The following is a 13,407-nucleotide window of genomic DNA, read 5'->3' on the forward strand; positions in this document are numbered from 1 at the left end:
GCATGAGCACCGTGTCCGACGCGGCGCCGGTCACCGAGCAGCCGACCGGCAAGCGCGCCACCGCGCCCGGAGTGCGGCTGGTGCGGCGGCGCAAGCTGCTGGTGCTGGCGGCCCGGCTCGGGGTGGCCGTGCTGGCCATCGGCGGTTGGCAACTGGTCACCACGATCGGCTGGTTGGACCCGTTCTTCTTCGGGCAGCCGAGCGGGATCGCCAGTCGGCTCGGCGACTTCTTCAGCCAGGGCGACCAGGCCACCGAGTTCGGCTCGTTCTGGCCCAGATCGCGACCACCTTGCGGGAGGCGGTGCTCGGCTTCGCGCTGGGCGCGGTGGCCGGGGTGGTGTTCGGGGTGGCACTGGGGCAGAACCGGTTCCTGGCCGAGGTGTTCGGCCCGTACATCAAGATCGTGAACGCGATTCCGCGCATCGTGCTCGGCTCGATCTTCGTGGTCGCCTTCGGGATCGGCGAGACGCCCAAGGTGCTGCTGGCGGCGGTGCTGGTGTTCTTCGTGGTCTTCTTCAACGCCTTCCAGGGCGTGCGCGAGGTGGACCGGAACATCCTGGCCAACGCCCGGGTGCTGGGCGCCTCTCCGCTGCAGATCGTCCGCCATGTGGTGGTGCCGTCGGCGCTCACCTGGATCATCGCCAGCCTGCACACCGCCTTCGGGTTCGCCATCGTCGGCGCGCTGGTCGGCGAGGTGCTCGGGGCCCAGAGCGGGCTCGGCCTGGTGATCAAGACGGCGCAGAACAACTTCGACCCCAACGGGGTGTTCGCCACCATGGCGGTGATCGCGGTGATCGCGCTGACCGCCGAGTGGCTGATCACCCGACTGGAGCGGCGGCTGCTCTCCTGGCGTCCGCCGGCTTCCTCGGAGAGCCCGGCCATCTGACCGCGGCCGCCCACCCCCGCGGCGCTCCCCCTCCCCCACCCCCGCAGTGCTTCGAAAGGAACGTGGCAGCCATGCTCACGCGGACCCTCACCCGCTCCCTGGCCGGCGCCCTGGCACTCGCCGCCGGCCTCGGCCTCACCGCCTGCTCCAGCTCCGGCGGTTCCGCCGGCGGCGAGCCGACCGTCAAGCTGATGGTCGGCGGCATCGACAAGCAGATCTACCTGCCGTACCAACTCGCCCAGCAGCTCGGCTTCTACCAGAAGTACGGCGTGAAGGTGGTGCTCAGCACCGAGACCGACGGCGGGGTCGGCGCGGAGGACGCGATGGCCTCCGGCCAGGTCGACATGGCCGGTGCCTGGTACGTGCACACCATCGACTTCCAGGTGAAGGGGAAGGCGGTGGAGGACATCGTCAACCTCTCGGGTGCGCCCGGCGAACGTGAGATGTGCACCACCAAGAGCGGGGTCCACTCGGCGGCCGACTTCGCGGGCAAGACGGTGGGCGTCACCGACCTCGGCTCGGGCACCGACACCCTCACCCAGTTCCTGGCCGGGCAGAGCAATCTGAAGACCGACCAGTACAGCCGGATCGGGGTCGGCGCCGGGTCCACCGCGGTCGCGGCACTGCAGAACGGCAAGGCCGCCTGCGTGATGACGACCCAGCCGACCGTGACGGCCATCCAGAAGAAGAACCTCGGCTACTCGGCGATCGACCTGGCCACCACCGACGGTGCCAAGCAGGCGATGGGCGGCACCTGGCCGTCGGCCGGCGTGCTGGCCAAGACCGACTGGGTCAACTCGCACAAGGACGCCGCGCAGCGGGTGGTCAACGCCCTGGTCGCCACCATGCACTGGATCGACACGCACTCGGCCGCCGACATCGCGGGCGCCCTGCCGTCGAGCTTCGTCTCCAACGGGACCGTCACCAAGGACGACTACATCAGCGCGCTGACCCAGGACAAGGGCCAGTTCCTGCCGGACGGGCTGATGCCGGCCAGCGGTCCGAAGACGGTGCTGGCGACCGAGAAGCTGGTCGGGGTGAAGACCGACCAGGTCAACCTGGGCACCACCTTCACCAATGAGTTCGCGATCGCGGCCAACAAGACCGAGGGGTTCACCACCACCACGACCCCGGCCGACTCCAACGGCTGACCGCCGGCACGGAGTCGCACTGAACGCCGTGGACCCCGGACGCGCCCCACCGCGCCCGGGGTCCGCGGTCACACCGGTCGGCCCGCGGTCAGACCGCGCCGGCTCCGGTGAGCGAACGGACCTCCAGCTCCGCGAACTTGTCCGGGTCCGCCTTCTCCTCGCCGCTGACGGTGCCGATCCAGCCGAGCAGGAAGCCCAGCGGGATCGAGACCAGGCCCGGGTTCTCCAGTGGGAACCAATGGAAGTCCACCCCGGGGAACATCGCGGTCCTGGCGCCGGAGACCACCGGCGAGAAGAACACCAGCACCAGCGCCGGCACCAGGCCGCCGTAGGTCGCCCAGCAGGCACCGCGGGTGGTGAACCGGCGCCAGAACAGGTTGTAGACCAGGGTCGGCAGGTTCGCCGAGGCGGCCACCGCGAAGGCCAGCGAGACCAGGAAGGCCACGTTGAGCCGCTGCGCGTAGAGGCTCAGCACGATCGCCAGGCCCCCGATCAGCACGGCCGCGATGCGCGCCATCACCACTTCTTGACGCTCCGTCACCGGCAGCTTGTTCCGACTGCGGAAGGCCTGGGCGTAGAGGTCATGGGCGAACGAGACCGAGGAGGCCAGGGTCAGACCGGCCACCACCGCGAGGATGGTGGCGAAGGCGATGGCCGAGGTGACGGCGAAGAACAGGGTGCCGCCGGTGCTGCCCTCACCGCCGCCCAGGTTGAGCGCGAGCAGCGGAACGGCCGTGTTGCCCGCCGGGTTGGCGGTCTTGACGGCCCTCGCGCCGACCAGCGCGGTGGCTCCCAGGCCCAGCACGACGGTCATCAGGTAGAAGCAGCCCACCATGCCGATCGCCCAGATCACGGAGCGCCGGGCGGCCCGGGCGGTGGGCACGGTGTAGAAGCGGGACAGGATGTGCGGCAGGCCGGCGGTGCCCAGCACCAAGGCCATGCCGAGGCTGACGAAGTCCAGCCGGCTGGTGGTCGACTCGCCGTACAGCAGGCCGGGCTCCAGGTAGCGGTCCCCGGCCGGGCTGCCGTGGGCGGCGGTCTGCATCAGGTCGGCCAGGTTGAAGTGGAACCGGACCAGCACCCAGGCGGTGAGCAGCACCGCGCCGGTCATCAGCATCAGCGCCTTGACGATCTGGATCCAGGTGGTGGCCCGCATGCCGCCGACCGTGACGTAGATGATCATCAGACCGCCGACCGCGACGATGGTCCAGGTCTTGGCGGCCGCGCCGGTGGTGCCGAGCAGCAGGGCGACCAGGCTGCCGGCGCCGACCATCTGGGCGATCAGGTAGAGCAGGGTGACCACCACGCTGGCGGTGCCGGCGGCGGCCCGCACCGGACGCTGGCGCATCCGGGTGGCCAGCACGTCGGCCAGGGTGTAGCGGCCGGTGTTGCGCACCAGCTCGGCCACCCACATCAGCACCACCAGCCAGGCGACCAGGAAGCCGATGCTGTAGAGCATGCCGTCGTAGCCGTAGAGGGCGATCAGCCCGGTGACGCCGAGGAAGGAGGCGGCGGACAGGTAGTCCCCGGAGAGCGCGATGCCGTTCTGGAACGGGCCGAAGTCGCGACCGCCGGTGTAGAAGTCCTCCGCCGCCTGGCCGCGTCGGCCCACCCAGAGGGTGATCGCCAGGGTCATCACGACCACCAGCGCGAAGAGCACGACGGCCAGGTTGTGGTGCGACCCGTCGACCGAGGGCTGGGTGTGCGGGAAGGGCGGCAGCACGGTGGCAAGCGGGGTACCGGAGCCGCTGAACTGAGGAAGTTGGTTCATCGAAGCTGGTCCTGAGTGTCCCAGCGCAGACCGAGAGCGGCTCGGTCACGCTTGGTGCGGGCATTGCGGGCGTAGAGCCAGGTGATCACGAAGGTGGAGGCGAACTGCAGGAGCCCCAGCAGCCAGGCCACGCTGAACGGGCCGGCCAACTGAGTGCGCATCAGACCGGGGGCCGCCGCCAGGACGGTGACGTAGAACAGGTACCAGCAGACGAAGGCCGCGGTGGCGGGGAAGACGAAGCGGCGGTGGCTGCGCCGGATCTCCTGGAACGCCTGGCTCTGCTGGACCTCCCGGTAGACCTCGGCGGCCACCGGGTCCTGTTCCCGATCCTCCGAGAGGCTGCCCGGCGAACCCGGCACCCCGCTCGGGCGCTGGGCCGGGATCGCCGAGGTGGTCCCGGTGGACTCGGCGGACTCGGTGGACAGCACCGACCGGGCGGATTCGTCCGGCTCGGCGAAGACCGTCGAACCGGTCCGCTGCGATCTACCTCCGGTCGGGCGGCCGGTGGTCTGGGCGGTCAGCGGCGAGTCCGGACGGGTGGCCGGCGAACCGGACTCATGAAGGGACTCGTGCCTGAGCTCGTGAGCGGACTCATGAAGGGACTCGTGAAGGGAGTCGTGCATGAGCTCTCGAATGGGCTCGCGCATGAACTTGTGCATGAGCTCATCAATGGGCTCATGAATGGGCTCGTTAACGGGCTCCCCGGGGAAGCCGGAGGACCGTTGATCGGTTTCTTCGGAACCGATCGCGCCGGAGCCCGACCACCAGTCGAACTCTTGCCCCTGCCGGGGCGGACGACCGGCCGATCCGGTGACTTCGTGCTGTGCCAATGCTGCTCCTGGCCCGGGATGCGCCACCGAGCGGTGGGCGTAGGTATCGGCACCGGGCACTCCGGACGACCCGCCCCGAAGATCCATTCGGCGTACCGACGGCGCCCTGACGGAACCATGATGTCGTGCCAGAAAGCAAAAACCGGCATTCAGGCAGGCTATTCACTCGATGTAGTGAGCCTAGTCCGCCCACGAACTCCGAGAAATGCCGTGGCGGAATGCATAACTGACCGCCTGTGCCCGATCTCGCACGGCAGTCTTGGCAAATAGGTTGTTGATATGCGTTTTTACCGTGGCCGGACTGACGAATAGCGCGGCGGCGATCTCCGCATTCGACAGACCGTCGGCGATCAAGGCCAGGACCTCTGCCTCACGGACCGTCAGCCCGTCCGGGAGCGCGCCCTGTTGGAACGCCGGACCCGCCGGAGCCGCAGCACCGGCGGGCGCGGCCGACCCGCTGCTCGGAGGCGTCGAAGGCCCGGCGGCGGGGTGCGGCGTCCCCCGCCCGGGGGCCGGGTGCGCCGGGTCGGGCGCGGGTCCGGCCGAGCCGCTCGGCGCAGCGGTGCCGGGCGGTGCGGAGAACCGCTCCAGCAGCCGCAGTTGGACCTGCGGGGAGAGGCCGGCCGCACCAGCCCGGACGTCCGCGATCGCCCGGGCGATCTCCTCGGCTCCGGCGTCCTTGGTCAGGTAGCCGCGGGCGCCCGCCTGGAGCGCGGGGAAGAGCGAGTCGTCGTCGGCGTAGGTGGTCAGCACCACGACATCGGTGCCCGGGTGCTCGGCACGGATCCGGCGGGTCGCGGCCACACCGTCGCAGCGCGGCATCCGAAGGTCCATCAGCACGACGTCCGGAGCGAGTTCGGCGACCAGGCGCACCGCTTCCTCACCGTCCGCGGCGGCGCCTACCACCTCGATCCCCGGCAGCAGTCCGAGCAGCATCACGATGCCCTCGCGCACCACGGTCTGGTCGTCCGCAACCACCACCCTGGTCGCCGGCCCTGCCGTGCCCGGGTCACGCCCCCGCCCTGCTCGGTCATAGCTCCGCCCCGTTCCCTTCAACCGATCAACCGCTCATGCGGGCAGCCTCAGCAGTACCGACCAGCCGTCCGCCCCGGGGCCGGCCCGCAGGCTGCCGCCCAGCAGTTCGGCACGTTCGCGCATCCCCAGCAGACCGTACCCGCTGCCGCTGCCGGCCAACTCGGTCGAGACCTCGGATGCCGGGCTCGCCGTGTTGCGGATCTCCAGCTCCACCTCCTCGGGAAGGTAGCTCAGCCGGATGGTGCGCTGGGCGGCCGGAGCGTGCTTGCGGATGTTGGTCAGGGCTTCCTGGGCCGTCCGCCGCACCGCCAGACCGGTCTCCGCGGCCAGCGGGCGGGGGGTCCCGGTGACGGTCAGCTCGGCCCGCTCCTGGTCGGCCAGCTCGACCAGGAACTCCCCGACCGCGGTGAACTCGCCGCGCAGCGCCGAGAGGGCCTGCTTGGTCTCCTTGAGCCCCTCCTGCGCCATCCGACGGGCGGCGACCACGCGTTCCCTGATCTGCTCGCGGTCCGCCCCGCCGTCCAGCATCAGCCGGGCCGCCTCCAGGTGGACCAACTGGGCGGAGAGGCTGTGGGCGAGCACGTCGTGGATCTCACGGGCGATCCGGGCCCGCTCGTCCAGCGCGGCGCTCTCCGCCTCGGCCGCCCGGGCCGCGTGCTCCTGCTGCTGCAGCCGCTTGGCGGTGGCCTGGGCCTCGCTGTCCAGGCGGATCAGCCAGCCCACCAGGATCAGGCCGGCCACCGTGGCGAGCAGCGCCAGGTAGCCGTTCCGGCTGGTGACCGAGAAGCCGATCAGCGCCCCAGCGCTGATCGGCACGGCCGCGACCAGTGGCATCCGCACCAGGCTGATGACCGCCAGGGCGCACCAGGTGAAGTCCGCCAGCGTGGTGGCTCCCGCCTGGTGGACGGCCCCCGCCACCACCAGCAGCTGGGCCGCCACCACCAGCGCCCAGCTGAGCCGGCGCCTGCTGGTGAGCCGGATGAACAGCCAGAACAGCAGGACGGTCGCCAGCAGGCCCACCCCGGAGACCACCGCCCGCAGGCCGGTGAACCGGTCGCTGGCCACGGTGCTGGCGGTGACCGCCACGAGCATCGCCAGGCGACCGGCCCAGGAGAGCATCAGCCCGGGGCGGGAGCGGTCCCCGCGGCGCAGCTCCCGCGAGGGCCAGCGGGTAAAGCTCTCCACCTGCACGGGCGGTCCTTCCACGACGGTGCCGTGGTTCACGCTACCGGGTGCAGCGTGCGCGGGTCGTCCACCAGCCGGGCCCGCCACTTCAGCACCGCACCACGGGTGAGCAGCAGCACGCCGAGGGTCAGCAGCAGCCCGCTGGAGGCCTGGTGGACGTGTAGCACCGACCCGAGCGCGTAGACCCCGAGCCGCACCGCGATCAGCCCGATCCAGGCCGCCAGCGTCGCCCCGGTGCCCTTCATCCAGATGCTGCCGTCGCTCTCCCGCCACAGGCGCACCGTCCAGCCCCAGACCGAGCCCATCGCCAGCATGACGACGATGCTGCCGGCCAGCAGGGCCACCGACTCCGTGCGGTGCGCCGAGTCGATCAGCTTGTGGTCACTCAGCGCGATGGCTCCGAGGATCAGCGGCAGCAGCCAGAACCGTCGGCCGTCATCCAGCTTCTGGGCCCGGAACTGCCGGCTCACGATCAGGGCCATGACGCCGATAATGATGATGATGTTTGCGAAGCCCAGCATCGGACCGCTCCGTCCCCTCAATGGGATTCTCACTGACGGTTACGAAGTTACGGATCCGGGGCCGCGAACTGATCGGAGCCAGGGTTGATTCCACGCGCGAGGGGCTCTCCACCCGTGGGTGGAGAGCCCCTCGCGGCGGGTGGACGCCTCGGCTCAGGCGTCGATCCGCGAACGGTCCAGCGTCGCCGCCGAGTCCACGATGAACTCCTTGCGCGGCGCCACCTCGTTGCCCATCAGCAGGTCGAAGACCTGCTCCGCGGCCTCCAGATCGCCCAGGTTGATCCGGCGCAGGATCCGGTGGCGCGGGTCCATGGTGGTCTCGGCCAGCTGGTCGGCGTCCATCTCGCCGAGGCCCTTGTAGCGCTGCACCGGCTCCTTCCAGCGCAGCCCCTTGGCCTGGAACTCCAGGAGGGTGCGGCGCAGTTCGGCGTCGGAGTAGGTGTAGTGGTACTTCTCCTGGCCGCGCTTGGGGTTGCTGAGCTCGATCCGGTGCAGCGGCGGCACGGCGGCGAACACCCGGCCCTGCTCGACCATCGGGCGCATGTACCGCTGGAAGAGCGTCAGCAGCAGGCAGCGGATGTGCGATCCGTCGACATCGGCGTCGGCCATGAAGATCACGCGGCCGTAGCGGGCCTGGTCGATGTCGAAGGTCCGTCCCGAACCGGCCCCTATGACCTGGATGATCGCGGCGCACTCGGTGTTCTTCAACATGTCCGAGATGGAGGCCTTCTGGACGTTGAGGATCTTGCCGCGGATCGGCAGCAGCGCCTGGAACTCCGAGTTGCGGGCCAACTTGGCGGTGCCCAGCGCGGAGTCGCCCTCGACGATGAAGAGCTCACTGCGCTCCACGTCGTCGCTGCGGCAGTCGGCCAGCTTGGCGGGCAGCGAGGAGGTCTCCAGCGCGGTCTTGCGGCGCTGCGCCTCCTTGTGCTGGCGGGCCGCCACCCGGGTCCTGGCGGCCGCCACGACCTTCTCCAGGATCGTCCTGGCCTGCGCCTTCTCGTCCTTCTTGGTCGAGCCGAGGAAGGCCTTCAGCTCCTTGGCGACCACCGCGGCGACGATCCGGTTGGCGGCCGAGGTGCCGAGCACCTCCTTGGTCTGCCCCTCGAACTGCGGCTCGGCCAGGCGCACCGTGACCACCGCGGTCAGGCCCTCGGTGGCGTCGTCCTTGGTGATGTCGTCCTCGGCCACCCGCAGCAGCTTGGTGGCGCGCAGCGCCTCGTTGACGGTCTTCGCGAGCGAGCGCTCGAACCCGGTGACGTGGGTGCCGCCCTTGGGGGTGGCGATGATGTTGACGAACGAGCGCAGCGTGGTCTCGTAGCCCGTGCCCCAGCGCAGCGCGATGTCCACGCCGAGCTCCCGGGTGACCTCGGTGGGGGTCATGTGGCCCAGCTCGTCCAGGACCGGGACGGTCTCCTTGAAGGTCCCCTCGCCACGCAGCCGCAGCACGTCGCAGACCGGCTTGTCGGGGCCAGGAACTCGCAGAACTCGCCGATCCCGCCGTCGAAGCGGAAGACCGCCTCGTCGACCTTGTCGCTCTCGGTCAGGCGCTCGTCACGGACCACGATGGTCAGGCCGGGCACCAGGAAGGCGGTCTGCCGGGCCCGGCTGTGCAGCGTCTCCAGGGACAGCCGGGCCTCCTTGAGGAAGATCTGGCGGTCGGCCCAGTAGCGGACCCTGGTCCCGGTGCGGGTCTTGGGCACCTTGCGGCTGCGGGTCAGACCGCTGCGCGCCTCGAACGGGGCGTCCGGGCTCAGCTCGGTGAAGATGCCGGGCGTACCGCGGCGGAAGCTGATCGCGTGGGTGTGGCCGCCGCGGTCCACCTCGACGTCGAGCCGGGCGCTGAGCGCGTTGACCACCGAGGCGCCGACGCCGTGCAGACCGCCGGAGGCCGCGTAGGAGCCGCCGCCGAACTTGCCGCCGGCGTGCAGCTTGGTCATCACGACCTCGACGCCGGACAGACCGGTCTTGGGCTCCACGTCCACCGGGATGCCGCGGCCGTTGTCCCGAACCTCGACCGAGCCGTCCTCGTGGAGCAGCACCTCGATGTGGTCGCAGAAGCCGCCGAGGGCCTCGTCCACCGCATTGTCGATGATCTCCCAGAGGCAGTGCATCAGGCCGCGACTGTCAGTCGATCCGATGTACATACCGGGCCGCTTGCGAACCGCCTCGAGCCCCTCAAGGACGAGCAGGTGCCGAGCGGTGTAGTTGGATCCGTCCTCCGCGGCCCGCAGGGCGGACGACACGGTCGTTTCGGCACTCACGGCGGTGCACTCCTCCAAGAGACTCTGACTCGATCCGGCCGACTGCTGCTGTGGCAGGTTCCCGCAGGCGCCTCGTTACCACGCCCCGACCGACCGTCGCGTGGCCCGCACCGGGCTCCGCGGCTTGTACGCGCTGCGCGAACACGAACGGCACCTGGCACGGTGCGGGAGAGCGCCATCTCGCCCGCGCCCGACGGATCCTGGCGGATCGTCGAACCGGTCGCGAGCGCTGGAGCTGCCACGATGCAGGCTACCGGGTGCTCGGGACGGGGCTTATGCTCCAACCCAGTAGGGGATTATGCTACGCCCACCTTCGGACAACAGTTCGAAGGTGCGTTCGAGTGATAGACAGGTCGCGGATTCCGGCACGCATGAACCACCGGTGCCCGGGGCACGTCCTCATCAACACAGCAGAATCCTCAAAGAAGAAAAGCCACGAGCGGGAACGTTTTCGGCCTGGTTGGATGTTGACCCTGGTACGACAGCTCGTCGAGCTAGAGAAGAGGCGACGTGACTACTGTTCTGACACCTGCGAGCCCGCTCACCGCGGCTGACCGCTGCGACCGCTGCGGCGCCCAGGCCTACCTGCGCGTCGTGCTGGCCAGCGGCGGAGAGCTGCTCTTCTGCGCCCACCACGGGCGGAAGTTCGAGCCGGAGCTCAAGAAGATCGCCGTGGACATACAGGACGAGAGCGGTCGTCTCGCCACCACGACGGCCTCGGCCGCCAACGATGAGCGCTGAGCGTTCGACGCTCCCTTGACGTGCTGAGGTCGGCCCTTGCGGGCCGGCCACCGGGCGGCAGGCTGACAAGCCTGCCGCCCGGCGTCGTATCCGGCCCCGGTCGGCGGCTCGGCGATCAGAGCTGGCCACGGACCGCGTCCGCCACCGCCGCCAGCCGGGTGTAGACGCCCGGATGCCCGGCCTCGGCGCAGCCGGTGCCCCAGCTGACCAGCCCGATCAGTCGGCCGCCGACCACCAGCGGGCCGCCGCTGTCGCCCTGGCAGGCGTCCTTGCCCCCGCGCGCCTCACCCGCGCAGACCATGCCGCGGGCATCGAAGCTGCCGTCCGGGCCGCCCGGGTAGTCGCGCGCGCACTCGTCGTCGGACACCATCGGGACGTCGACGCTGTGCAGCGTGTCGGCGTAGCTGCCCCGCCCCGTGGTGTCACCCCAGCCGTAGACCGTGGCCTCGGTACCCGGGGCGTAGGGCGCCGTCTCGCCCTGGCCGACCAGCGGCAGCACGGCCCGGTCCGACTGCGGGGTCTGCAGGGTGAGCACCGCCACGTCCTGCATGTTCTCCTCGAACGAGTACTGCGGGTGGATCCAGACGTTGGTGACCGGCACCTCCACCCCTGCCGCCCGGCCAGGTCGCTCCGGCCCACCACGACCTTCAGCCCCGGGCGCTCGATCGGCTTGCCGGTCTGGTCGTCGTAGAAGCAGTGCGCGGCGGTGACCACCTTGGTGGGCGCCACCAGGGTTCCGCCGCAGAACTGACCGGAGCGGGCGTTCCCGTACTGGGCCCGGCTGGCCACCGCCACCATCCAGGGATGCTGATCGGTGCTGTCCATCGAGCCGCCTACGATCCGCCGATCGGCATGGGCGGGCGAGGCGCCCAGGGAGACCAGCGCGGTCGGCAGCACCGCGAGCAGGGTCAGCGCGGCGGCCCGCCGGCGGCCGGACAGCGGCCGGGCGGTGCGACGAAGGCCAGCACGGGACGAAATCGACGAGACGGACATCACACGACACTCCGAGCGGTTCGACAGCGGGCAACCGCCATAGCGTAGTCAGATTCTCACGCTGCGTGCCCGTTGTGCCACCGCCAGACACCCGTACGAGTGACCCGGAGCACCCACCCGGCTGACGGCCCCGCCGCCGGAAACGGCCGAGGGCCCGGAACGGCGAACCGTTCCGGGCCCTCGGCCGGCCTGACGAGCTGCGATCAGTCCAGGTAGTCGCGGAGCACCTGGGAACGCGACGGGTGGCGCAGCTTGGACATGGTCTTCGACTCGATCTGGCGGATGCGCTCACGGGTGACCCCGTAGACCTTGCCGATCTCGTCCAGCGTCTTCGGCTGACCGTCGGTGAGGCCGAAGCGCATCGAGACCACGCCGGCCTCGCGCTCGCTCAGCGTGTCGAGCACCGAGTGCAGCTGCTCCTGGAGGAGGGTGAAGGAGACCGCGTCGGCCGGGACGACCGCCTCGGAGTCCTCGATCAGGTCACCGAACTCGCTGTCGCCGTCCTCGCCCAGCGGGGTGTGCAGCGAGATCGGCTCGCGGCCGTACTTCTGGACCTCGATGACCTTCTCGGGGGTCATGTCGAGCTCCTTGGCCAGCTCCTCCGGGGTGGGCTCGCGGCCCAGGTCCTGGAGCATCTGGCGCTGGACGCGGGCCAGCTTGTTGATGACCTCGACCATGTGCACCGGGATGCGGATGGTGCGGGCCTGGTCGGCCATCGCGCGGGTGATCGCCTGGCGGATCCACCAGGTCGCGTAGGTCGAGAACTTGTAGCCCTTGGTGTAGTCGAACTTCTCGACCGCACGGATCAGACCGAGGTTGCCCTCCTGGATCAGGTCCAGGAAGAGCATGCCGCGGCCGGTGTAACGCTTCGCCAGCGAGACCACCAGGCGGAGGTTGGCCTCCAGCAGGTGGTTCTTGGCCCGGCGGCCGTCCTCGGCGATGATCTCCAGCTCGCGCTTGAGCTTGGGGGCCAGCTTGTCGGCCTGGCTCAGCTTGTCCTCGGCGAACAGGCCCGCCTCGATCCGCTTGGCGAGCTCGACCTCCTGCTCGGCGTTGAGCAGCGGCACCTTGCCGATCTGCTTCAGGTAGTCCTTGACCGGGTCGGCGGTGGCACCGGCGACGGCCACCTGCTGGGCCGGGGCGTCGTCCTCGTCGTCGTCGGAGAGGACGAAGCCCTCCGACTCCTCCTCCGGCTCGCCTTCGGTCTCGGCCTTGCCGGCGGGCAGCGCCACGTCCTCCAGGAGCTCCTCGTCGCCCAGCAGCTCCTCGTCGCCCTCGGCCTTCTCGGCCTTCGAAGCGGTCTTCTTGGCAGTGGTCTTCTTCGCCGGGGCGGCGGTCTTCTTGGCAGCGGCCTTCTTCGCCGGGGCGGCGGCCTTCTTGGCCGGCGCCGCGACGCCGGGCGCGGCGATCGACTCGGTGCCCACCGGGTCGTTCAGCGAGGCGACCACCGTGACGGAGGTGACCGAGCTCACTGTGGCCGGGGCCACGGTCGCGGCGGGCGCGATCCGCACCGGGGGCTTGGTCGGCGCGCTCGGAGTACGGGTCGTGACCGCCTTGGTGGCGGTGCGCTTGGTGGTGCTCTTGGCCGCGACGCTCTTGCGCTTGGCGGCGGACGGTTCGGCCGCGCTGACCATCAGGTCCACCCCCTCCTCAATCAACACCTGGTTGAGGCTGCGCATGACGTTCTTCCACTTGGTGACCGGGATCTGGTCCGCCTCGAATGCCTGACGCACGTCGTCACCGGCGATCTGCCCCTGGGCCTTGCCCCGCTCGATGAGCGCCAGCAGGGCCGCGGACTCTGCGATCTCGGGGGGAGCGAACGGGATGTGCTGGCCGACACGAACAACCTCTCGGACGAAGAGTGGACTCGAACCCGTACCGGACCGCCCGAGAGGGCGTGGAAGGAGCACCTGCCGCGGGGACAGGCGGGGATTTCCGACCGGCTCGGACTTGAGGACTGGGTTTGCAGGACGCTGGTTTGTAGGACGGCAGCAGCGCCGCAGACCAACACAGCATTCTGACATGGCGCG

At 70.2% G+C, this 13,407-nt stretch carries 9 protein-coding genes and 3 pseudogenes; 4 read left to right on the forward strand and 8 right to left on the reverse strand.

Translation table 11 applies throughout. The features are described from left to right. Positions 1 to 2: 2 nt before the first annotated feature. From E6W39_RS40420 to E6W39_RS14475, 3 genes are all read left to right on the forward strand, one after another. Complete coding sequence (locus tag E6W39_RS40420; protein ID WP_220140214.1) at positions 3 to 407, forward strand: hypothetical protein; 405 nt, start codon at positions 3 to 5, stop codon at positions 405 to 407. Next, on the forward strand, positions 290 to 886 hold the full coding sequence (locus E6W39_RS14470) for an ABC transporter permease (protein WP_220140215.1): 597 nt from the start codon (positions 290 to 292) through the stop codon (positions 884 to 886). Before E6W39_RS40420 ends, E6W39_RS14470 begins: the two co-directional genes overlap by 118 nt. 71 nt (positions 887 to 957) lie before the next feature. Continuing rightward, the gene (locus E6W39_RS14475; RefSeq protein ID WP_141633900.1) at positions 958 to 2,037 is read left to right on the forward strand and encodes an ABC transporter substrate-binding protein; all 1,080 of its coding nucleotides are present in this window, start codon (positions 958 to 960) and stop codon (positions 2,035 to 2,037) included. An 88-nt stretch (positions 2,038 to 2,125) separates the two neighbouring features. Here E6W39_RS14475 and E6W39_RS14480 read toward each other — a convergent pair whose 3' ends face one another. From E6W39_RS14480 to E6W39_RS14505, 6 genes and pseudogenes are all read right to left on the reverse strand, one after another. Beyond that, on the reverse strand, positions 2,126 to 3,673 hold the full coding sequence (locus tag E6W39_RS14480; protein WP_228718666.1) for a solute symporter family protein: 1,548 nt from the start codon (positions 3,671 to 3,673) through the stop codon (positions 2,126 to 2,128). 131 nt (positions 3,674 to 3,804) lie between these two features. Further along, positions 3,805 to 4,431 carry a DUF485 domain-containing protein gene (locus E6W39_RS14485; RefSeq protein WP_141633902.1) on the reverse strand — a complete coding sequence of 209 codons (627 nt, stop codon included), beginning with the start codon at positions 4,429 to 4,431 and terminating at the stop codon, positions 3,805 to 3,807. A gap of 387 nt (positions 4,432 to 4,818) precedes the next feature. Continuing rightward, positions 4,819 to 5,574, reverse strand: coding sequence for a response regulator transcription factor (locus E6W39_RS14490; protein ID WP_141637738.1), 756 nt, complete (start codon positions 5,572 to 5,574; stop codon positions 4,819 to 4,821). A gap of 132 nt (positions 5,575 to 5,706) precedes the next feature. Continuing rightward, the gene (locus E6W39_RS14495) at positions 5,707 to 6,864 is read right to left on the reverse strand and encodes a histidine kinase (protein ID WP_228718152.1); all 1,158 of its coding nucleotides are present in this window, start codon (positions 6,862 to 6,864) and stop codon (positions 5,707 to 5,709) included. Between the two features lie 29 nt (positions 6,865 to 6,893). Beyond that, entirely contained in the window at positions 6,894 to 7,379 is a 486-nt protein-coding gene (locus E6W39_RS14500) for a CcdC protein domain-containing protein (protein ID WP_141633903.1), read from the reverse strand. A gap of 153 nt (positions 7,380 to 7,532) precedes the next feature. Next, positions 7,533 to 9,643: pseudogene (locus E6W39_RS14505) on the reverse strand (DNA gyrase/topoisomerase IV subunit B). Positions 9,644 to 10,153: 510 nt separating this feature from the next. Between E6W39_RS14505 and E6W39_RS14510 the strand changes: the two are divergent. Further along, complete coding sequence (locus E6W39_RS14510; RefSeq protein WP_141633904.1) at positions 10,154 to 10,384, forward strand: DUF7455 domain-containing protein; 231 nt, start codon at positions 10,154 to 10,156, stop codon at positions 10,382 to 10,384. 115 nt (positions 10,385 to 10,499) lie between these two features. Here E6W39_RS14510 and E6W39_RS14515 read toward each other — a convergent pair. Both E6W39_RS14515 and E6W39_RS14520 read right to left on the reverse strand, forming a co-directional pair. Next, positions 10,500 to 11,377 (reverse strand): annotated as a pseudogene (locus E6W39_RS14515) (S1 family peptidase). 203 nt (positions 11,378 to 11,580) lie between these two features. Then, positions 11,581 to 13,217 (reverse strand): annotated as a pseudogene (locus tag E6W39_RS14520) (RNA polymerase sigma factor). Positions 13,218 to 13,407 lie beyond the last annotated feature (190 nt).

It is taken from the genome of Kitasatospora acidiphila, from assembly GCF_006636205.1.
GTDB lineage: Bacteria > Actinomycetota > Actinomycetes > Streptomycetales > Streptomycetaceae > Kitasatospora > Kitasatospora acidiphila.

What these genes read in the sequence shown, in the direction of transcription:
- E6W39_RS40420 (WP_220140214.1), top strand. Translation starts at nt 3, where the DNA reads ATGAGCACCGTGTCCGACGCGGCGCCGGTCACCGAGCAGCCGACCGGC.
- E6W39_RS14475 (WP_141633900.1), top strand. Translation starts at nt 958, where the DNA reads ATGCTCACGCGGACCCTCACCCGCTCCCTGGCCGGCGCCCTGGCACTC.
- E6W39_RS14480 (WP_228718666.1), bottom strand. Translation starts at nt 3,673, where the DNA reads ATGACCCTGGCGATCACCCTCTGGGTGGGCCGACGCGGCCAGGCGGCG.
- E6W39_RS14485 (WP_141633902.1), bottom strand. Translation starts at nt 4,431, where the DNA reads ATGCACGACTCCCTTCACGAGTCCCTTCATGAGTCCGCTCACGAGCTC.
- E6W39_RS14490 (WP_141637738.1), bottom strand. Translation starts at nt 5,574, where the DNA reads ATGCTGCTCGGACTGCTGCCGGGGATCGAGGTGGTAGGCGCCGCCGCG.
- E6W39_RS14500 (WP_141633903.1), bottom strand. Translation starts at nt 7,379, where the DNA reads ATGCTGGGCTTCGCAAACATCATCATCATTATCGGCGTCATGGCCCTG.